This is a genomic window from Pseudarthrobacter sp. MOO13, assembly GCF_058267655.1.
This window is the reverse complement of record NZ_CM177848.1, coordinates 1-19,479: the sequence shown is the minus strand read 5'-3', so window position 1 is coordinate 19,479 and position 19,479 is coordinate 1. Positions and strand designations below refer to the sequence as shown.

The following is a 19,479-nucleotide window of genomic DNA, read 5'->3' as shown; positions in this document are numbered from 1 at the left end:
GGAGAGGTCCTTAGATGTTGAAGGCCGGTTCCAGCACCTTGGAGAAGAAGCTCCGGGTGCGCGGTTCCTGGGGGTTGCTGAAAATTTCCTTGGGGGTGCCCTGTTCCACGATCTGGCCCTGGTCCATGAACACCACGGTGTCCGCCACGTCGCGGGCGAAGCCCATCTCATGGGTGACGATGATCAGCGTGGTGCCGGACGTTGCGAGTTCGCGGATGACGTCCAACACTTCGTTGACCAGCTCGGGGTCCAGTGCGGAGGTGGGCTCGTCGAACAGCAGGATCTTGGGATCCAGGGCCAGGGCCCGGGCAATGGCGACGCGCTGCTGCTGGCCACCGGAGAGCTGCCGGGGATAGGCGCCGGCCCGGTCCTTGAGCCCCACCCGGTCCAGGAGTTCCAGGCCGCGGCGGCGGGCGTCCTCCTTGGACCGCCCCTGGGCCACGACCGGGGCTTCCGCCACGTTCTCCAAGGCAGTGAGGTGCGGGAACAGGTTGAAGTTCTGGAACACCATGCCGATGTCGGTGCGCTGTTTCAGGATCTCCTTTTCGCGCAGCTCGTGCAGCCGGTCGCCGCGGAGTTTGTAGCCCACCAGCTGTCCGTCGATGGTGATGTGGCCGCCGTCCACCTTTTCCAGGTGGTTGATGGTGCGCAGCAGGGTGGATTTGCCGGAGCCGGAGGGGCCCACGATCACGGCCACCCCGCCCGGTTCCACGGTGAGGCTGACGCCTTTGAGGACTTCCGTGGGGCCGAAGGATTTGCGCACGCCGGTGATTTCCACCAGGCCGCGGGTGGCTGTGGGGGCGGTGAGGGTGTCAGTCATCAGGAGTTCCTCCGGTTGGGCACTGCCGCGTGGGTGGCGAAGAATTTGCGGGCCTTCTGCAGGGGCGTCAGCGGCAGGTTCCGCACCGCGCCCTTGGAGTAGTGGCGTTCGATGTAGTACTGGAAGACGCTCAGCACGGAGGTGATCACGATGTACCAGAGCGTGGCCACCAGCAGCAGCGGCAGGACCTGCTGGGTGCGGTTGTAGATGACCTGGACTGTGTAGAACAGCTCCGAGTAGGCCAGGACGTAGACGATCGAGGTGCCCTTGACCAGGCCGATGATCTCGTTGAAGGCGGTGGGCAGGATGGCGCGCATGGCCTGCGGCAGCACGATCCGGGTGGAGCGGCGCCAGGCGGGGATGCCCAGTGCGGCCGCCGCCTCCAGCTGGCCCTGGTCCACGGACAGGATGCCGCCGCGGATGATCTCCGCGGAGTAGGCGGCCTGGTTCAGGGTCAGGCCCAGGACGGCTGCGGCGAACTGGCTGATCAGCGTGGTGGTCTGCACTTCGAAGAACCGGACATCGGTGAACGGGATCCCCAGGCTGATCTTTTCGTACAGGTAGCCCAGGTTGTACCAGAGGAGCATCTGGACCAGCAGCGGCGTGGACCGGAAGATCCAGGAGAACGTCCAGGACACCGAGACCAGCAGGGGCGAGGCCGAGAGCCGCATCAGCGCCAGGATGAAGCCCAGCACGAACCCGAGGACACCTGAGATCGCCGTGAGCTTCAGTGTTTCCACCAGGCCGTTGACCACGGACTGGGCGGTGAACCACTGGGCCACGACCCCCCACTCCCAGCGCGGGTTGGTGGCCAGCGACCATGCCACGGCCAGGACACCGAGCGCGACGACGGCAGTCCCCACCCAGCGCAACGGATGCTTGGCGGCCACCACCCGGTAGGACGAGTAGTCCTTTGCCACCCGGGGCGCCACCTCCGTGGCGGAGCCGCCGGCGCCGGACGTGCCTGTTCCTGCCGGCGGCGCTTCCGCCGCCGGTACCGGCTGCGACTGTTGGGACTGCGCCACCCCTGTTGCTGAACTCATGCGCCACCTCGCTTCTCGTGCTGGGTTTTCCTTGTGGGCCGCTGCCCGTCGATACGGGGCGTGGCGGCCGGTGCTGGCTGCAAATCTAGGACCGGCCGGAGCGGGCCAGCAAGGCGGCAGGTTGCAATACTTCACGGGGCTTCGCACGGCGTCATGCGTCGGTTTTTTGCGTCCCTTAACGCGCTGTGACGCGGGGTTAACGGCCGTGACCAGGCGCTCGACCGGCGTCGTCACGGCTGCCTAGCATGGGCAATCAACCCAGCCCCGGCCGTCAGGAGTACCCATGCCAGCCACCATCCCGGCCATCGTCTTCATTGGCGGCGGACCGCGCACGGCGGGCGTGCTCGAACGGATCGCGGCCAACCGGCCGGACGTCTTCGCCGGCCCGCTGCAGCTCCATGTGGTGGAACCGCACATCCCGGGTTCCGGCCGCATCTGGCGGTACGGCCAGGACCCGGGCCTCCTGCTTAACTCCATGGCCGCGGACATCACCATGTTCACCGACGATTCCGTGGACTGCGCCGGACCGGCGGCCCCCGGTCCTGGCCTGGCCGAATGGGCAGCGGGCGTGCTGGATGCCTCCATCATCGACGTCCCGGACTTTCCGCAGCCCCTGTGGGACCAGCTCCGGGCCCTCACCGGCACCACGTTTCCCACCCGCCGGCTGCAGAGCCAATACCTCGAATGGTTCTTCCGCCGCGCCGCCAAATCGCTGGGCCGCAGCGTCACCGTGCACCGCACCACGGCCGTTGGCATCACGCCCCGGCCAGGCGGCGGGCACGACGTCGAGCTGCGCAACGGCCGCACCCTGCACGCGGACATCGTGGTGACGGCGCTGGGCCACACGGATTCCCGCCCGGACGCCGTGTCCGCGGGGTTCTCGGACTTCGCCGACCGGCACGGCGGCTACCACGCGGCACCCAGCTACACCACCGACGTCGACTACTCCCCCATCAGCCCGGGGCAGGACGTGATCGTCTCCGGGATGGGCCTGGCCTTCGTGGACCTGCTGGTCCTGCTCATGGAGGGCCGCGGCGGCAGGTTCCAGGAAACGTCCGACGGCGGGCTGCGCTACCTTCCGTCCGGGCGCGAACCACGGCTGTGGGCCGGCTCCCGCCGGGGCGTGCCCTACCACTCCAAGATTTCCGCAGCCCTGCGCGGACAGGCGCCGGGGCCGCTGCAGTTCTTCACGGCCGCTGCTGTGGATGCCCTGCTGGAGCAGCACGGAGAACTGGACTTCCGCCGGGACCTGTGGCCCCTCATCGCCAAGGAAACCGGCTACTGCTATTACCGCGAGCTCCTGACGGGCACTCCCGAACGTGCCGCCATGGGGTGGAGCGAGTTCGCCGCCCGGTACGCGGAGCTGGACTGGTACAGCGGCGGCCGCGAAGCGCTGGTTGCCGCCGCGGTCCCCGACCCAGAACTGCATCTGGACCTGGAACGGCTGGACCGGCCCTTCGACGGCCGGGCCTTCACGGGCCACGAGGACGTGCAGGACGCCGTGGCCGGCTACATCGAACACGACCTTGCCTTGCGTGACAGCCCGGACCATCCGGAGACGCTCGCGCTGTTCCTGGCCCTGCTGCACGTATATATGGAAGTGGGCCGGGTGGTTCCGCCGGAGCGGTTGAACGCGCGCTCCCAGCACGTGGTCCACGGCTGGTGGCACGGCTTCTTCAGCTTCGTCGATTCCGGACCCCCGCCGCACCGGTTGCGCCAGATGCTCGCACTGCACCGGGCCGGCCTGCTGCAGTTCCTGGGCCCGGGCCTGAACGTGACCGCCGACGAGACCACAGGGACCTTCGTCGCCACATCGCGGCAGTCCGGAATCACGGTGCCAGCCACGGCCCTGATCGAGGCACGGCTCCCGGCCACGTCCGTGGCCCGCTCGCTCAACCCGGTGCTCGCCTCGCTGCACCGAACCGGTTTGGGCAGCGAACAGCAGCTGCTGACCTCGGACGGCATCCACTCCACCGGAAAACTGCTGGTCTCGGCCCGGCACCAGCTGGTGGATTCCGGCGGCGCACCCCAGCCCACCCTCTTCGCAGTGGGCCCGGGAACCTCCGGGTGGGGCGCCGGCGCCTTCGCCCGCCCGCACACCAACGCCGCACCGTTCCGGGAAAATGACGCCTTGGCCCGGACCGTCCTCGCAGCTGCCCGGGACCTGGCCTGCGCGTCCGCCCCGGCTCCCGAAGAACCGGTAGTTTCAGTACCAGCAACTCCCCAGCCAGCCGCCGTCGGAAAGACCTGATCCGTGACAAGGAATGACCAGTGACCGCAGAACCCGGCCTCCGTCCCAGGCCCCTGGACCCCAACGCCCTGACGGTCCTCAGCCTGCCCATGCACGATCCCCGTGTCCGCCCGCTCCTGGACGAGCTCGCCGTCGAATACGACACCCGCTACGGGAACCTGTTTGGCCGCGGCGCCGCGGCCGAGGAACTGAACCGCTACCCGGCGGCCGAATTCGAAGGCCCCCATGGCGCCCTCCTGGTGATCCAGGAAAATGGCGAGTCGATCGCCGGCGGCGCGTTCCGCCGGTACGACCCCGCCACGGCGGAACTGAAACGGATCTGGACCCACTCGGCCCACCGCCGTCGCGGGCTGGCCCGCGTGGTGCTCGCCGAACTCGAGGCCCTGGCGGCCGCCCGAGGCTACACCAGGCTGTACCTCACCACCGGGCCACGGCAGCCGGAGGCCAAGCACCTCTACCTGAACACCGGTTACCAGGCGCAGTTCGACCTTGCGGCGGACCCGGAAACCATCGGGCCCCTGGCGTTCACCAAGGACCTGCCCGCAGGGCCGCTGAACTGACCGGGCGGGTACCGTCCCATCCGGGGCAGCCCGCCGCTAAGCTAACGCCATGGCCACGAAAACCACAGCAGAGAAGCTTGCCACCATCCAGCAGGGCTACACGCTGGAAGGTGCCACCATCGAGCTGGGGGCCGCCATCATCGACGGCGAACTCCACAAGGACGCGCCGGTGCGGCTGCCGCTGGCCATGATGAACCGGCACGGGCTGGTGGCCGGCGCCACCGGTACGGGCAAGACCGTCACGCTGCACATGATGGCCGAACAGCTGTCCACCGCCGGCGTCCCCGTCTTCCTGGCCGACATCAAAGGCGACCTCTCCGGGTTGGCGACAGCCGCCGTCGGGAGCGACAAACTGACCGCCCGCACCCAAAGCATCGGCCAGCCCTGGGCGGGGAAGGCGTTTCCGGTGGAATTCCTGGCGCTCGGCGGGGACGGCAACGGTGTCCCGGTCCGCGCCACGGTCACCTCCTTCGGTCCGGTCCTGCTCGCCCGGATCATGGAGCTGAACGACACCCAGGAATCCAGCCTGCAGCTGGTCTTCTATTTCGCGGACAAGAACGGCCTGGAGCTCATCGACCTGAAGGACCTGCGTGCCGTCATCCAGTTCCTCACCTCGGACGAGGGCAAGGACAAGCTGGAGGAACTCGGTGGCCTGTCCAAGGCCACTGCCGGGGTAATCCTGCGCGAACTCGTGAACCTGGAGGCGCAGGGGCTGGAGAAGTTCTTCGGTGAGCCGGAATTCAATACCGCCGAGCTCCTCCGCACTGCTCCGGACGGTCGCGGTGTGGTCACCTGCCTGGAACTGCCCACCCTGCAGACCAAGCCCATGCTGTTCTCCACCTTCCTCATGTGGCTGCTGGCGGACCTGTTCGAGGACCTGCCCGAGGCCGGCGACCTGGACAAACCCAAGCTCGTGTTCTTCCTCGACGAGGCCCACCTGCTCTTCAACGGCGCCTCCAAAGCTTTCCTGGACGCCATCACCACCACGGTCCGGCTGATCCGGTCCAAAGGAGTAGGGATCTTCTTCGTCACCCAGACCCCCAAGGACGTGCCCGCCGACGTCCTGGGCCAGCTGGCCAACCGGGTCCAGCATGCCCTGCGCGCCTTCACCCCCGAGGACGCCAAGGCGCTCAAGGCCACGGTGTCCACCTTCCCGGTCAGCGACTACGACCTCGAGGAAACCCTGACCTCGGCCGGAATCGGCGAGGCCGTTATCACCGTCATGAATGAGAAGGGGGCGCCCACGCCCGTTGCCCTCACCCGGCTCCGCGCGCCGGAATCCGTGATGGGTCCTGCCGAGGACGCGCTAGTGCGGAGCACGGTGGCCGGCTCGGCGCTGCTGGGCAAGTACGGGACGGCCGTGGACAACCCCTCCGCCTACGAAAAGCTCACCGGCAAAGGGGCGGCACCCACCGGCCCGGCCGCGCCGGAACCGTCCGCCGGGATGCCGGGGGGCCAGTCCGCGCCGGCGGCCTACGACGTTGACGCCGAGGCCCGCCGGATCGAGGAGGAGATCCTGGGCCGGCCCAGCAGCCGGCCCGCGCCAACCCCGGCCCCAGCAACCCGCGCTCCCCGGCCGCCCGCCGAGCCCCAGCCTCAACCCGAGCCCGGCGGCATGATGGGGGACCTGGGCGGTGTGCTCGGCGGCGCCCTGGGTGGCGGCCTGAAGAGCATGGCGCGCTCCATGGGCACCCAGTTGGGACGCGAACTGCTCCGCGGCGTGTTCGGCACCTCTTCCACCCGGCGCCGCCGCCGCTGACTCCCCCGGCTCCGCTGAGTCCGGTGCTCTGCTGCCGCCTGGCCGCCGGTACGTGCTGCGCGCCGACGTCAGGCCCCACCCGCTGACCCTGCCGGCCACCCGCCGTCGGGCCTTATCGGTGTCCCGCCCGCCGGATTAGGGGGGACACCAACTTTAGAGTGCGTCCGCACTGCCGTTACTGTAAGAAACGTGCAGATGAGTCAAGCGTTGGTGAGGATCGCGGCCGGATGGCTGCTGGGCCTCATGCTTGCCATCGCCGGAGCCGTCGTGGCCATCAATATCGTCAACAACACCGTGGCCAGTCCGCAGCAGCCGGTCAGGGAGTACCTGGACGCACTCAGGAGCGGTGACGGCGGACGGGCGCTGGGCATCCTGCGCGCCACTGTCCCGCCCGGCAACGCCGCGATGCTTGACGGCAGCGGGCTGCAGACGGCCGCGTCCCGGCTGTCCAACGTCGACGTCGGCGATCCCGAGGAACGCCCCGGCAACCAGGTGATGGTGCCCCTGGAGTACACGATCGACGGCAGCCGGCTCCGCACCGAGTTCCTGCTGCAGAAGACCGGCACCGAGTGGCTTTTCTTCAACACCTGGGCCTTTGTCCCGTCCCGGCTGCCAACCGTGGACATGACCGTGGTTAACGGCAACGAGGCCACCGTCAACGGCGTTCCGGTGAACATGCCGGGCGGCCGCAACTCCTTTGCCGTCTTCTATCCCGGCGAATACGAGGCATCCCTGAACGGGCAGTACTTCTCGGCGCCCGCCACCCGCGCCACCGTCACCTCCAAGGACTCCCCGGTGGCTCCGCTGAACCTGTTGACCCAGGCCACGGACAAGCTGAAGAACGATGTTGCGGCCAAGGTCCGTGAATTCCTTGACGGCTGCGCGGCAGAAGCGGTCAAGGAACAGAAGCTCCAGCCGGATTGCCCCTTCTACTACGCCAGCAACAACAGGGTCCAGGACGGCAGCATCAAGTGGACCGTGACCGAGTACCCGGGCGTATCGGTGGAACCGTTCGACGGCCGCTGGGTGGTGGCACCGCTGGACGGCAAGGCCAAGGTGGAGGCGCTCCAGCAGAATGCCTTTACCGGGGCCTGGTATCCCCTGGATGCGGAGGTGGACTTCAGCTTCACCACCCGTCTGGACGTAGCCGGTGACACCGTCAAGGTCACCCCGATGCTGAGCTTCTAGGCCCCTCCCCTACCCGCCGCGTCACGCCAGGCACGCTTTCAACAGTGGCACATGACGCAGCCCCTGGGTTTGCGGGGCTGCGTCCGCTCAGGGAACGCAAAAACCTGCTCCGCGTGACACCACCGGCAAGTTAGCGCCGCCGCCGCAGCCCAGTCAGCACCTGCTCCACCATCGCCTGCGGCCCGTACACCACGTCGGCGTAGTAGTAGCGAAGGGCTGTATATCCCTGGAGGACCGACTCATTGTTTCGGCGATGATCCCTTTGAACCTGTTTCCACTCCGCGTGCTGCCTCCCGTCCAGTTCAACGACCAGCCATCCGTCCAGCAGCAGGTCCACATACCCCACCCGCTCCAGGTACACCTGCGGCTGCACCTGGATTCCCGCTTGCCGGAAGTATGTGCGTGCCAGCGTCTCGAGGAGGGAATCCGCCCCGCCATCCACCCAGTCCAGGACCGCCCTGGCCTTTCCGTTGCGTTTTCCCGGCAAGCGCTGGCGCAGGAAATCAACGGTCATGTCGCCGCGGGTTACGGCGCACTCCACCATGATCAGCGATCCCGCGAAAGACAGGCATCGAAGCGCGTGGATCAGAACATCAGCCAGAGCGGCCACGGGCTGGACCCGGGACGGTGGGAGCAGGAGCCCGGAATGATGGATTGCCTCGCCACTGACCGCCTCCTGCCGGCGGTGGTAGACGTGGCGTTTTCCGTCCGAGGGCAGCGACCACAGGCTATATGCAGTCGCAGCACTGGAACAGGTCAACAACTCCCGGTTTCGCAGCACGGCAACCAAGTCCGGAGGCGCCGTCGGAAGCGCATACAGACCCCGGTCCGGTTGCAGGACCCCCGCCCGTACTGCCCTCCGAAGGGCGGCGTCATCCACTCCCAGTCTGGCCAGGGCGGGCCTTCGCGCGGCTCCGCCGCAGACTTCCAAGGCTCTGAGGGCATCCACCCGGCCATGGTGCCCGGCTTCTGAGGGCCGCCCATACCCCGGCGCCGCCCTATGTGGACAGCGGAGGACCCGGCCAGCGTCACGCAGAGCACGCTTTCAGGGCCGGCGGTCTGCGAAAAGCCCGGAATTCCGGGACGGCCGCCATGCCGGGAACGCGAAAGGCTGCCTCCCGTGACGCGGAGTCACAAGGAAGCAGCCTTTCAGCAAACCAGAGGCAGTATCAGTCCATTCCGCGGAGGTCCAGGACCAGCTCGGTGTCGCCGTCGGCCTGCAGGACCACCGGGATGCCCCAGTCCTGCTGGTAGAGGTGGCAGGCTGCGTGGTCGGGGATCTCGCCGTCCTCGGTCTCGGGTCCGTCGCAGGCCGCGGCACGGGCGGTAATGTGCAGCACGCCTTCCGGGACGTCGGGCGACAACTCAAGGGTGCGCAGCAGCCCCACGGACGTCCCGCCGCCGGAGACCAACAGCTCGGGCGGGGTGGAGGAGATCTTCAGCTGGGTGGGGTCTCCCCACCTGTCATCGAGCTTCTGCCCGGTGGGAGCCGTGAAGCGGACCGTCAGTTCCAGCGGGCCCGAGGCCACGGGGCTCTTGGGCCGCTGGGTCTGGGATGCGCCTTCATCCACCTGCTGCGCTTCCTTGGGAATGGGAACGTACACCAGCTGGTGCTTGTTGGCCTCCACCACCACCAGCAGCGGCTCCGAGCCGGCGGACTGCGTGTGGTCCACGATCACGTCGGAGGGCTCAGCGAGGCCACGTGCCAGCGTGGACACCGTGCCGGACGCGGGGTCGTACCGGCGCACGGCCCCGTTGTAGGTATCCGCAATGGCCACGGAACCGTCGGGCAGGACGGTCACGCCCAGCGGGTGCTGCAGCCGGGCCTCGGCGGCGGGACCGTCGCGGAAACCGAAGTCGAACAGGCCCTTGCCGACGGCGGATTCAACCGTCACCGAGCCGTCCTCGCCAACGACCAGCTTGCGGATCGCGGACGTTTCGGAGTCCGCAACCCAGATGTTGCCGTCGGCGTCCTCAGCCAGGCCGGAGGACTGGGCGAACCAGGCTTCGTGGGCCGGACCATCCAGCAGTCCTTCCAGCCCATTGCCCGCCACGATGGACACGGCACCGGTCAGGGGATCGAAGCTGAAGATCTGGTGGGTTCCGGCCATCGCCACCACCACCGCGTTCAGTTTGCGCGACCAGACAACGTCCCACGGTGAGCTCAGCGAGACCTCAAGGGGGTGTCCGCCCAAGCGTCCGGTGAAGCCGGCTGCCTCTTCGTCCACCCGCGCGGGTCCGGTCTCCAGCAGGCGCTGGATGCCGTTCCCGGCCAGCGTGGAGGCTTTGCCTGAGCTGAGGGACAGCCCGCGGAGGCGGTGGTTCACTGAGTCTGCAATGACGACGTCGTACCCGGCTTTGGCTGCCACATCTTCCGGGAGGAGCACCAGGCCCTGCGGCTCGTTGAACCGGGCGGTGGCATCGTCACCGGCGGCCGGACCGTCGGCGTGGCCCTTGTTGCCGGAGCCGAAGGTGGCCAGGACAGTCGTGAAGTCCGTACCGAGCTCCACCAGGCGGTGATGCCCGGTGTCGGTGACCAGCCAGGAACCTTTGGCGGCGGCATCCGGGGAGCTGCCGGCGTCGGACGTTCCCGCCACGGCCGTGGAGCCGCGGCCCGGCGGCAGGAACAACGCCTTGCCCGGGAAGCGCAGCGTGCCGGAGGTCGCCTCGGGCGCCACGTACGGGCCGGAACCCCGGTGGAGGGTGCCCTTGGCCTCGTGTTCGGCGATGAGTTCGGGGATCAGCACCGCCAGCCCGTCCGCGTGGCCCTCGCCGGACAGGTGCGCCACGATGTAGCCCTCGGGGTCGATGACCACCAGGGTGGGCCAGGCGCGGGCAGTGTAGGCCTTCCAGGTGTCCAGCTCGGGATCGTCCAGGACGGGGTGGTGGATCTCGTACCGCTCCACGGCGGCGGCCAGCGCCACCGGATCCGCTTCATGCTCGAACTTGGGCGAGTGGACCCCCACGGTGACCAGGACATCCGAGTACTGCTCTTCCAGCGGCCGCAGCTCATCCAGGACGTGCAGGCAGTTGATGCAGCAGAAGGTCCAGAAGTCCAACAGCACGATCTTGCCGCGCAGGGCTTCGAGGTCCAGGCTCTTGCCGCCGGTGTTCAACCAGTTGCGGCCCACCAGTTCGGAGGCCCTGACCCGGGCGTGCGTGCGTACGGTTTCGCTCATCAGCGTCCTTCCAGCTTGTTGCGGTCAGCCAGCTTGGCGTCGCGTTCAGCCAATTTGGCAAACATATCGTTGTAAGCGGCCAGATCGGCGTCGTTATTCCTGTCCGCCGCCCGGTCCACGCGTTTTGTCTCCCGCTGGTCCGACCTTGACCACATAATGGCGACGCCGATCGCCACCAGGAGCGTGGGCACCTCGCCGATGCCCCAGGCCACAGCCCCGCCTGCTTGCTGGTCACCGAGGGCGGAGGGCCCCCAGGCGCGCCCGAGGTTGCCGAAGTAGTCGGCCGCCAGCAGACCGGTGCCACCCATGATGGAGACGCCGAAGAAGGCATGGAACCCCATGGTTGCCAGGAGCAGGAGGAGGCGCATGGGGTAGGGCGCCCTGCGCGGCAGCGGGTCGGTGCCGATCATGGTCAGCACGAAAATGTAGCCGGTGAGCAGGAAGTGCAGGTTCATCAATTCGTGGCCCACATGCTCGCGCATTGCATACCCGAACAGGTCCGAGTAGTAGAACAGCACGATCGAGCCGGCAAAGTTGGCGGCCGCGAACAACGGATGCGTCACCAGCTGGGAAAACTTCGAATGCACGAAAACCATCAGCCACTCGCGCGCACCCCGGGAGCCGTCACTGCGGGCGGGCAGTGCCCGCAAGGCAAGTGTCACCGGCGCTCCGAGCACCAGGAAGATCGGCGCCACCATGGTCAGTGCCATATGGTCCACCATGTGCGCGGAGAAGAGGACTCGGCCGTAGACCGACGGCGGCCCGGACGTTATGTACGTCAGGACAACCAGGCCGATGACCCAGTTCACGGAACGGAACCACTGCCAGCTGTCGCCCCGGCGGCGGACCTTTGCCACGCCCAGGAAATAGGACACCAGGCCGAAGAGGGCAACGGCGACCCAGAGCCAGTCCAGGCGCCACTCAGTGAGCCAGCGTTCCGGCGTGAGTTCCGGGGGGAGTTCATAGCCGCTGAGGATGAAGGCCGGCGAAGCATCCGGCGCCAGCGTGGTGGGCTGCGGCGGGGCGGACCGGCCCAGCGCCACCGCGATGCCGGAGGTGGCACCCATAACCAGCAGCTCGGCCAGGATCAGCTGCCACAGCACCCGCCGGGAGGACATGGCGGCGCCCTTGCGGCCAAGCTGCGGAATGACCCACTGGCGGTGCATGAAGCCAATGCCGCCCAGCACCACGGCCCCGGCCGTCTTGGCAAGGATCAGCTGGCCGTACGCCGATCCGAAGAGGTCTGCCCAGCTGGTGACGCGGATGCTGGCGTTGATGATGCCGGAGGCGAAAACCAGCACGAAGGCGAAGCCTGCCAGTGTGGAGAAGCGGCGGAGGGTCGGTTCGGTGATATCAGCTGCCGTGCCGGCCTTGGGTCCGGTGAGGATGCCGGACAGCATGGCCAGGATAATGATGCCGCCCACCCAAGTGCTCACGCCCACCAAGTGCAGGCCCAGCGAGTTGATGGCCCCTTCGTGGTCTGAGGAACTTGACGAGTGCCCGATCAGGGCTGCCGGGACCAGGCCGACGAGGGCCAGGATGAGGGTGAGGAACAGGCCGCCGGTGGACCTTACGCCAAAGAGCGCGGTTGTCACTACGGCGGCGATGATGGTGACGGCGAGCCACGCCCGGCCCGTTTCGATATCCGTCATGAAGTACACCAGGGCTTGGGTGAACGCGGGGTCCCCGGAGAGCCCCTGGCCCGCAATATCGGCGTAGGTGAGGACCAGGACAGCAATGGCGGATAGCGTCCACACTGCGCCCGCTGCGGCTGCCACGGCCAGGACACGGGTGAAGGCCGGATGCTCGGGGCCTGCATCCCGGGATGTTTCCCGGTCGCGGCTGCGGGCGTTGAGGTTCTTGGGGAGGATGCCGACGGCGAAAATCAGGCCGCCGACGACGGTGGCCAGTGACACGTTGTGGATGGCCTTGCTGATGGGAAGGCCCCACCGGACCAGGGCGCCGGGATCCGCGACGCTGCGGGCTGCTGCCGCGCCGGAGAAGAGCAGTGCTGCCGTGAGGCCCAGGATGAGGGCTGCCAGTCCCGCCAGCTGCCAGGGCAACGGGATTCCCCTGATCCCGGCGTCCCGGACCGGGGCTCCCTTGCCAGGTTCGGACTGGGGCGCGGTAGAACGGGGTTTTGCGGCAGAAGACACCATTCCATTGTCCGCTACGCCTGCCCGGGCGGCGAATCCGGCTTAAAGCCAAGGAGCGGCAACCCATGGGGTTGCCGCTCCTTTCCAGCCGGCTGCGCGCCGGACAGGGAGAATGCTCTACTTCTTGGAGACAGCAGCCTTCAGCTTGGAGCCGGCGGTCAGCTTGACGCTGTGGCCTGCTGCGATCTGGATGGTTTCGCCGGTCTGCGGGTTGCGGCCGGTGCGAGCGGCACGGTCGGTGCGCTCTACGGCGAGCCAGCCCGGGATGGTGATCTTCTCGCCGGCGGCGACAGAAGTCTCGAAAACCTCGAACAGAGCGTCGAGGACGGAGTTGACGGCAGCCTGGCTGGTGCCGGCCTTGCCAGCTACCTCTGCAACAAGTTCACTACGGTTCTTAGCCATTTATGTCCTCCTGGACGATTCTTGATTCTGAAGCCTGCACGCGGCATGCGCGCAAGCCACTGTTCGAAAACTTACCAGCTTGGGACGTTCCGATCCGCAAATTCCGCGTGTTTCCGCGACTTTTTGAGGTTAATCACCGAATTCGGAGGCTATATCCACCCCTTCACGGGGGTGGGTGGTGGTGTTTTTAAATGTGGGAGGCCCCAACCGTGTTGGTTGGGGCCTCGACCAGTGGTGTGTGTCCGGCGGTGTCCTACTCTCCCACACCCTCCCGGGTGCAGTACCATCGGCGCTGTGGGTCTTAGCTTCCGGGTTCGGAATGGGACCGGGCGTTTCCCCCACGCTATGACCGCCGTAACCTTGTTACCCGTCCCAACCCCTTTGTGGGGTTGGTGGGAAGACTGTGGTTACAACATGTGTGGTGTTGTTATTCAGTTGTTGGTTCCGTGCCGTATCAAACCCCGGGTGTTGGGGGTTGTTGGTTGGGAACCACATAGTGGACGCAAGCAGATTTTTGTATGTATCTGTGTGGTGTAAGTTGTTGGCCTATTAGTACCGGTCAGCTTCACGAGTCGTTAGTCCTCGCTTCCACATCCGGCCTATCAACCCAGTGGTCTGGCTGGGGGCCTCTCACACATAAAGTGTATGGAAATCTCATCTTGAAGCGAGCTTCCCGCTTAGATGCTTTCAGCGGTTATCCCATCCGAACGTAGCTAATCAGCGGTGCACTTGGCAGTACAACTGACACACCAGAGGTTCGTCCGTCCCGGTCCTCTCGTACTAAGGACAGCCCTTCTCAAATTTCCTGCGCGCGCAGCGGATAGGGACCGAACTGTCTCACGACGTTCTAAACCCAGCTCGCGTACCGCTTTAATGGGCGAACAGCCCAACCCTTGGGACCTACTCCAGCCCCAGGATGCGACGAGCCGACATCGAGGTGCCAAACCATGCCGTCGATATGGACTCTTGGGCAAGATCAGCCTGTTATCCCCGAGGTACCTTTTATCCGTTGAGCGACGGCCATTCCACAATGTACCGCCGGATCACTAGTCCCGACTTTCGTCCCTGCTCGAGATGTCTCTCTCACAGTCAAGCTCCCTTGTGCACTTACACTCGACACCTGATTGCCAACCAGGCTGAGGGAACCTTTGGGCGCCTCCGTTACTTTTTAGGAGGCAACCGCCCCAGTTAAACTACCCATCAGGCACTGTCCCTGACCCGGATTACGGGCCGAAGTTAGATGTCCAAAGTGACCAGAGTGGTATTTCAACGATGACTCCACCCGAACTGGCGTCCGGGCTTCAACGTCTCCCACCTATCCTACACAAGCCACTCCGAACACCAATACCAAACTATAGTAAAGGTCTCGGGGTCTTTCCGTCCTGCTGCGCGTAACGAGCATCTTTACTCGTACTGCAATTTCGCCGAGTTTATGGTTGAGACAGCGGGGAAGTCGTTACTCCATTCGTGCAGGTCGGAACTTACCCGACAAGGAATTTCGCTACCTTAGGATGGTTATAGTTACCACCGCCGTTTACTGGGGCTTAAATTCTCAGCTTCGCCGTGAGGCTAACCGGTCCTCTTAACCTTCCAGCACCGGGCAGGAGTCAGTCCGTATACATCGTCTTGCGACTTCGCACGGACCTGTGTTTTTAGTAAACAGTCGCTTCCCCCTGGTCTCTGCGGCCCCGATCCCCTCCACACCGCGAAGGTGTATCAAGGTTGGGGCCCCCCTTCTCCCGAAGTTACGGGGGCATTTTGCCGAGTTCCTTAACCATAATTCTCTCGATCGCCTTAGTATTCTCTACCTGATCACCTGTGTCGGTTTGGGGTACGGGCGGCTAAAACCTCGCGTCGATGCTTTTCTCGGCAGCATAGGATCACCAAATCCCCCCAAACGGGGGTCCCATCAGATCTCAGGCACCATGAGTGGCGGATTTGCCTACCACTCGCCCTACATCCTTAGACCGGGACAACCATCGCCCGGCTCGGCTACCTTCCTGCGTCACACCTGTTAATACGCTTGCCTCCCAGGATCAGGTCCCGCGCTCCACCAAAACCCACAACACCACAAGGGTGAGCGGGCAGGTCTCGGGCGGTTAGTATCCCCTGTTCAACATGGACGGTTTTTCGCCGGTACGGGAATATCAACCCGTTGTCCATCGACTACGCCTGTCGGCCTCGCCTTAGGTCCCGACTTACCCAGGGCAGATTAGCTTGACCCTGGAACCCTTGATCATTCGGCGGACGGGTTTCTCACCCGTCTTTCGCTACTCATGCCTGCATTCTCACTCGTGTAGGCTCCACCGCTGGTTTACACCGCGACTTCACCGCCCACACGACGCTCCCCTACCCATCCAAACACCTGAACCACGAAGGCTTAGTAAATGTTTGAATGCCACAACTTCGGCGGTGTACTTGAGCCCCGCTACATTGTCGGCGCGGAATCACTTGACCAGTGAGCTATTACGCACTCTTTTAAGGGTGGCTGCTTCTAAGCCAACCTCCTGGTTGTCTGGGCAACTCCACATCCTTTCCCACTTAGCACACGCTTAGGGGCCTTAGTTGGTGGTCTGGGCTGTTTCCCTCTCGACTATGAAGCTTATCCCCCACAGTCTCACTGCTGCGCTCTCACTTACCGGCATTCGGAGTTTGGCTGACGTCAGTAACCTTGTAGGGCCCATTAGCCATCCAGTAGCTCTACCTCCAGCAAGAAACACGCAACGCTGCACCTAAATGCATTTCGGGGAGAACCAGCTATCACGAAGTTTGATTGGCCTTTCACCCCTACCCACAGCTCATCCCCTCCATTTTCAACTGAAGTGGGTTCGGTCCTCCACGACGTCTTACCGTCGCTTCAACCTGGCCATGGGTAGATCACTTCGCTTCGGGTCTAGATCACGCCACTGCAACGCCCTATTCAGACTCGCTTTCGCTACGGCTGCCCCACACGGGTTAACCTCGCGACGTAACACTAACTCGCAGGCTCATTCTTCAAAAGGCACGCCGTCACCAGAATCAGACTGGCTCCGACGGATTGTAAGCACACGGTTTCAGGTACTGTTTCACTCCCCTCCCGGGGTACTTTTCACCTTTCCCTCACGGTACTGGTCCGCTATCGGTCATTAGGGAGTATTTAGGCTTATCAGGTGGTCCTGACAGATTCGCACGGGATTTCTCGGGCCCCGTACTACTTGGGATACTCTCACAGGCGGCACAAACACATTACGGTTACGGGACTAACACCCTCTCTGGCCGGCCTTTCAAAACCGTTCACCTATGCGCGCACATCACACCCCACCAGCCCGGCAGAACTGGTATGGAAAGTCCCACAACCCCGACCATGCAACGCCCGCCGGCTATCACACATGGAACGGTTTAGCCTGATCCGCGTTCGCTCGCCACTACTAACGGAATCACTATTGTTTTCTCTTCCTGCGGGTACTGAGATGTTTCACTTCCCCGCGTTCCCCCCACGCACCCTATGTGTTCAGGTACGGGTCACCAAGTCACTCGCGCGCTCAGCGGGGTTTCCCCATTCGGACACCCTGGGATCACAGTCCGGTTATCGACTCCCCCAGGCTTATCGCAGATTCCTACGTCCTTCTTCGGCTCCTAATGCCAAGGCATCCACCGTGTGCTCTTAAAAACTTGACCACAAAGATCAAAAAATTTCTCGAGAGAACCACAGAAACCAACCACACCCCAACACCCACAAAGGGCATCAACAGCGCAGCCAGATCCAGGTTCATATTCTTGGAAATTGCTTCTTATACAAGATGCTCGCGTCCACTATGTAGTTCTCAAACAACAACCCCAAACCACACACCCCACACACCACGCCCGCAACAGCAGACGCACCCATGCATGATCGATGCAGCCAGGAAACCAGAAACAAACAAACCCACCAACAACCCCCACCCAAACAGGCAGGAGCCATCCGTGGCCCTGTTGCCTCAGGACCCAACAGTGTGCCAAACACTAAACCGCGCCATCACCCACCCACCGTTCCAGAACCATCACTGGCTCGTACTAAGACAAGCAGAAAACACCACGACCGCTATTTGTTGATATTCCACCCTTGAGCACCCGCCACGAAACACTCGTCCGCGAAACGGGCCTTTACTCCTGACAACACCACCACCCCGCATACACGGGACAGCAACCGTTGTAGGTGCTCCTTAGAAAGGAGGTGATCCAGCCGCACCTTCCGGTACGGCTACCTTGTTACGACTTAGTCCCAATCGCCAGTCCCACCTTCGACAGCTCCCTCCCACAAGGGGTTAGGCCACCGGCTTCGGGTGTTACCAACTTTCGTGACTTGACGGGCGGTGTGTACAAGGCCCGGGAACGTATTCACCGCAGCGTTGCTGATCTGCGATTACTAGCGACTCCGACTTCATGGGGTCGAGTTGCAGACCCCAATCCGAACTGAGACCGGCTTTTTGGGATTAGCTCCACCTCACAGTATCGCAACCCTTTGTACCGGCCATTGTAGCATGCGTGAAGCCCAAGACATAAGGGGCATGATGATTTGACGTCGTCCCCACCTTCCTCCGAGTTGACCCCGGCAGTCTCCTATGAGTCCCCACCATCACGTGCTGGCAACATAGAACGAGGGTTGCGCTCGTTGCGGGACTTAACCCAACATCTCACGACACGAGCTGACGACAACCATGCACCACCTGTAAACCGACCGCAAGCGGGGCACCTGTTTCCAGGTATTACCGGTTCATGTCAAGCCTTGGTAAGGTTCTTCGCGTTGCATCGAATTAATCCGCATGCTCCGCCGCTTGTGCGGGCCCCCGTCAATTCCTTTGAGTTTTAGCCTTGCGGCCGTACTCCCCAGGCGGGGCACTTAATGCGTTAGCTACGGCGCGGAAAACGTGGAATGTCCCCCACACCTAGTGCCCAACGTTTACGGCATGGACTACCAGGGTATCTAATCCTGTTCGCTCCCCATGCTTTCGCTCCTCAGCGTCAGTTAATGCCCAGAGACCTGCCTTCGCCATCGGTGTTCCTCCTGATATCTGCGCATTTCACCGCTACACCAGGAATTCCAGTCTCCCCTACATCACTCTAGTCTGCCCGTACCCACCGCAGATCCGGAGTTGAGCCCCGGACTTTCACGGCAGACGCGACAAACCGCCTACGAGCTCTTTACGCCCAATAATTCCGGATAACGCTTGCGCCCTACGTATTACCGCGGCTGCTGGCACGTAGTTAGCCGGCGCTTCTTCTGCAGGTACCGTCACTTTCGCTTCTTCCCTACTGAAAGAGGTTTACAACCCGAAGGCCGTCATCCCTCACGCGGCGTCGCTGCATCAGGCTTCCGCCCATTGTGCAATATTCCCCACTGCTGCCTCCCGTAGGAGTCTGGGCCGTGTCTCAGTCCCAGTGTGGCCGGTCACCCTCTCAGGCCGGCTACCCGTCGTCGCCTTGGTAGGCCATTACCCCACCAACAAGCTGATAGGCCGCGAGTCCATCCAAAACCACAAAAGCTTTCCACCAACCACCATGCGATGGAAGGTCATATCCGGTATTAGACCCAGTTTCCCAGGCTTATCCCAGAGTCAAGGGCAGGTTACTCACGTGTTACTCACCCGTTCGCCACTAATCCCCAGTGCAAGCACCAGTTCATCGTTCGACTTGCATGTGTTAAGCACGCCGCCAGCGTTCATCCTGAGCCAGGATCAAACTCTCCGTTGAAGAAAAACAGACACAACCAAGCAGGTGGAAATAACACCACACCCGGCTGCACAAAATTTGAAACCAGCTGTAAAAACCAGACCACACCACGGGGTGGCGGATCCAGTCAAAACAACCAATCAAAAAACAATTGGTATCAACAAACTTGGCACACTATTGAGTTCTCAAACAACAGACACACCCGGCACCACCACAACCAAAAACCAGTCGCAGATCGCTCCGGAGCAACTTTCCAAACTTACCCGATCCCCCACCCCAACACAAATCCATCACCCAGGACCCACACCAGGAAGAAGACCACCCCAACCCACCAGGCTCGCCACAAAGCGAACCATTTTCCAGGCCGTTCAGAAGGGGGTTTTCGCCGCTATCTTTCCGCATCAGCGGCGGCGACTCAGAAAACAATACACGC

10 protein-coding genes and 3 rRNA genes are annotated in these 19,479 nt (G+C 63.8%); 4 read left to right on the top strand and 9 right to left on the bottom strand.

Features of this window, described 5'->3' with window-relative positions:
- Positions 1–10: 10 nt before the first annotated feature.
- Together AC4EEO_RS00065 and AC4EEO_RS00060 are read right to left on the bottom strand one after the other, a co-directional pair.
- A complete protein-coding gene (locus AC4EEO_RS00065) occupies positions 11–820 on the bottom strand; it encodes an amino acid ABC transporter ATP-binding protein (RefSeq protein WP_018763852.1) in 810 nt (269 codons plus the stop codon).
- Positions 820–1,863 carry an amino acid ABC transporter permease gene (locus AC4EEO_RS00060; RefSeq protein ID WP_491339576.1) on the bottom strand — a complete coding sequence of 348 codons (1,044 nt, stop codon included), beginning with the start codon at positions 1,861–1,863 and terminating at the stop codon, positions 820–822. The genes AC4EEO_RS00065 and AC4EEO_RS00060 overlap by 1 nt, the downstream gene beginning before the upstream one ends.
- A 283-nt stretch (positions 1,864–2,146) precedes the next feature.
- Here AC4EEO_RS00060 and AC4EEO_RS00055 point away from each other — a divergent pair, with 283 nt between their 5' ends.
- The 4 genes from AC4EEO_RS00055 (at position 2,147) to AC4EEO_RS00040 (ending at position 7,621) form a co-directional block, all read left to right on the top strand.
- A complete protein-coding gene (locus AC4EEO_RS00055) occupies positions 2,147–4,114 on the top strand; it encodes an FAD/NAD(P)-binding protein (protein ID WP_491339575.1) in 1,968 nt (655 codons plus the stop codon).
- A 20-nt stretch (positions 4,115–4,134) separates the two neighbouring features.
- Positions 4,135–4,674: a GNAT family N-acetyltransferase gene (locus AC4EEO_RS00050; RefSeq protein ID WP_491339574.1), complete on the top strand. Its 540-nt coding sequence runs from the start codon at positions 4,135–4,137 to the stop codon at positions 4,672–4,674.
- 49 nt (positions 4,675–4,723) lie between these two features.
- Positions 4,724–6,433 carry a helicase HerA-like domain-containing protein gene (locus AC4EEO_RS00045; RefSeq protein ID WP_491339573.1) on the top strand — a complete coding sequence of 570 codons (1,710 nt, stop codon included), beginning with the start codon at positions 4,724–4,726 and terminating at the stop codon, positions 6,431–6,433.
- A 195-nt stretch (positions 6,434–6,628) separates the two neighbouring features.
- Positions 6,629–7,621 carry a hypothetical protein gene (locus AC4EEO_RS00040; RefSeq protein ID WP_196803377.1) on the top strand — a complete coding sequence of 331 codons (993 nt, stop codon included), beginning with the start codon at positions 6,629–6,631 and terminating at the stop codon, positions 7,619–7,621.
- 130 nt (positions 7,622–7,751) lie between these two features.
- Here AC4EEO_RS00040 and AC4EEO_RS00035 read toward each other — a convergent pair whose 3' ends face one another.
- The 7 genes from AC4EEO_RS00035 to AC4EEO_RS00005 all read right to left on the bottom strand — a co-directional run bounded on the left by AC4EEO_RS00035 (position 7,752) and on the right by AC4EEO_RS00005 (position 19,067).
- Entirely contained in the window at positions 7,752–8,231 is a 480-nt protein-coding gene (locus tag AC4EEO_RS00035; protein WP_491339572.1) for an endonuclease domain-containing protein, read from the bottom strand.
- A gap of 559 nt (positions 8,232–8,790) precedes the next feature.
- Positions 8,791–10,800 (bottom strand): NHL domain-containing thioredoxin family protein, encoded by a 2,010-nt coding sequence (locus AC4EEO_RS00030; protein ID WP_491339571.1) that lies wholly within the window; start codon positions 10,798–10,800, stop codon positions 8,791–8,793.
- The gene (locus AC4EEO_RS00025; protein WP_491339570.1) at positions 10,800–12,959 is read right to left on the bottom strand and encodes a bifunctional copper resistance protein CopD/cytochrome c oxidase assembly protein; all 2,160 of its coding nucleotides are present in this window, start codon (positions 12,957–12,959) and stop codon (positions 10,800–10,802) included. Before AC4EEO_RS00025 ends, AC4EEO_RS00030 begins: the two co-directional genes overlap by 1 nt.
- A gap of 114 nt (positions 12,960–13,073) precedes the next feature.
- On the bottom strand, positions 13,074–13,358 hold the full coding sequence (locus tag AC4EEO_RS00020; RefSeq protein ID WP_011693739.1) for an HU family DNA-binding protein: 285 nt from the start codon (positions 13,356–13,358) through the stop codon (positions 13,074–13,076).
- Positions 13,359–13,598: 240 nt separating this feature from the next.
- Positions 13,599–13,715, bottom strand: a 5S ribosomal RNA gene (gene rrf, locus AC4EEO_RS00015).
- A 171-nt stretch (positions 13,716–13,886) separates the two neighbouring features.
- Positions 13,887–17,015 (bottom strand): 23S ribosomal RNA (locus AC4EEO_RS00010).
- A 528-nt stretch (positions 17,016–17,543) separates the two neighbouring features.
- A 16S ribosomal RNA gene (locus tag AC4EEO_RS00005) occupies positions 17,544–19,067 on the bottom strand.
- Together the 16S, 23S and 5S rRNA genes form the textbook arrangement of a ribosomal RNA operon.
- Between the last annotated feature and the right edge of the window lie 412 nt (positions 19,068–19,479).

What these genes read in the sequence shown, in the direction of transcription:
- AC4EEO_RS00020 (WP_011693739.1), bottom strand. Translation starts at nt 13,358, where the DNA reads ATGGCTAAGAACCGTAGTGAACTTGTTGCAGAGGTAGCTGGCAAGGCC.
- AC4EEO_RS00030 (WP_491339571.1), bottom strand. Translation starts at nt 10,800, where the DNA reads ATGAGCGAAACCGTACGCACGCACGCCCGGGTCAGGGCCTCCGAACTG.
- AC4EEO_RS00045 (WP_491339573.1), top strand. Translation starts at nt 4,724, where the DNA reads ATGGCCACGAAAACCACAGCAGAGAAGCTTGCCACCATCCAGCAGGGC.
- AC4EEO_RS00065 (WP_018763852.1), bottom strand. Translation starts at nt 820, where the DNA reads ATGACTGACACCCTCACCGCCCCCACAGCCACCCGCGGCCTGGTGGAA.
- AC4EEO_RS00025 (WP_491339570.1), bottom strand. Translation starts at nt 12,959, where the DNA reads ATGGTGTCTTCTGCCGCAAAACCCCGTTCTACCGCGCCCCAGTCCGAA.
- AC4EEO_RS00040 (WP_196803377.1), top strand. Translation starts at nt 6,629, where the DNA reads ATGAGTCAAGCGTTGGTGAGGATCGCGGCCGGATGGCTGCTGGGCCTC.
- AC4EEO_RS00060 (WP_491339576.1), bottom strand. Translation starts at nt 1,863, where the DNA reads ATGAGTTCAGCAACAGGGGTGGCGCAGTCCCAACAGTCGCAGCCGGTA.
- AC4EEO_RS00055 (WP_491339575.1), top strand. Translation starts at nt 2,147, where the DNA reads ATGCCAGCCACCATCCCGGCCATCGTCTTCATTGGCGGCGGACCGCGC.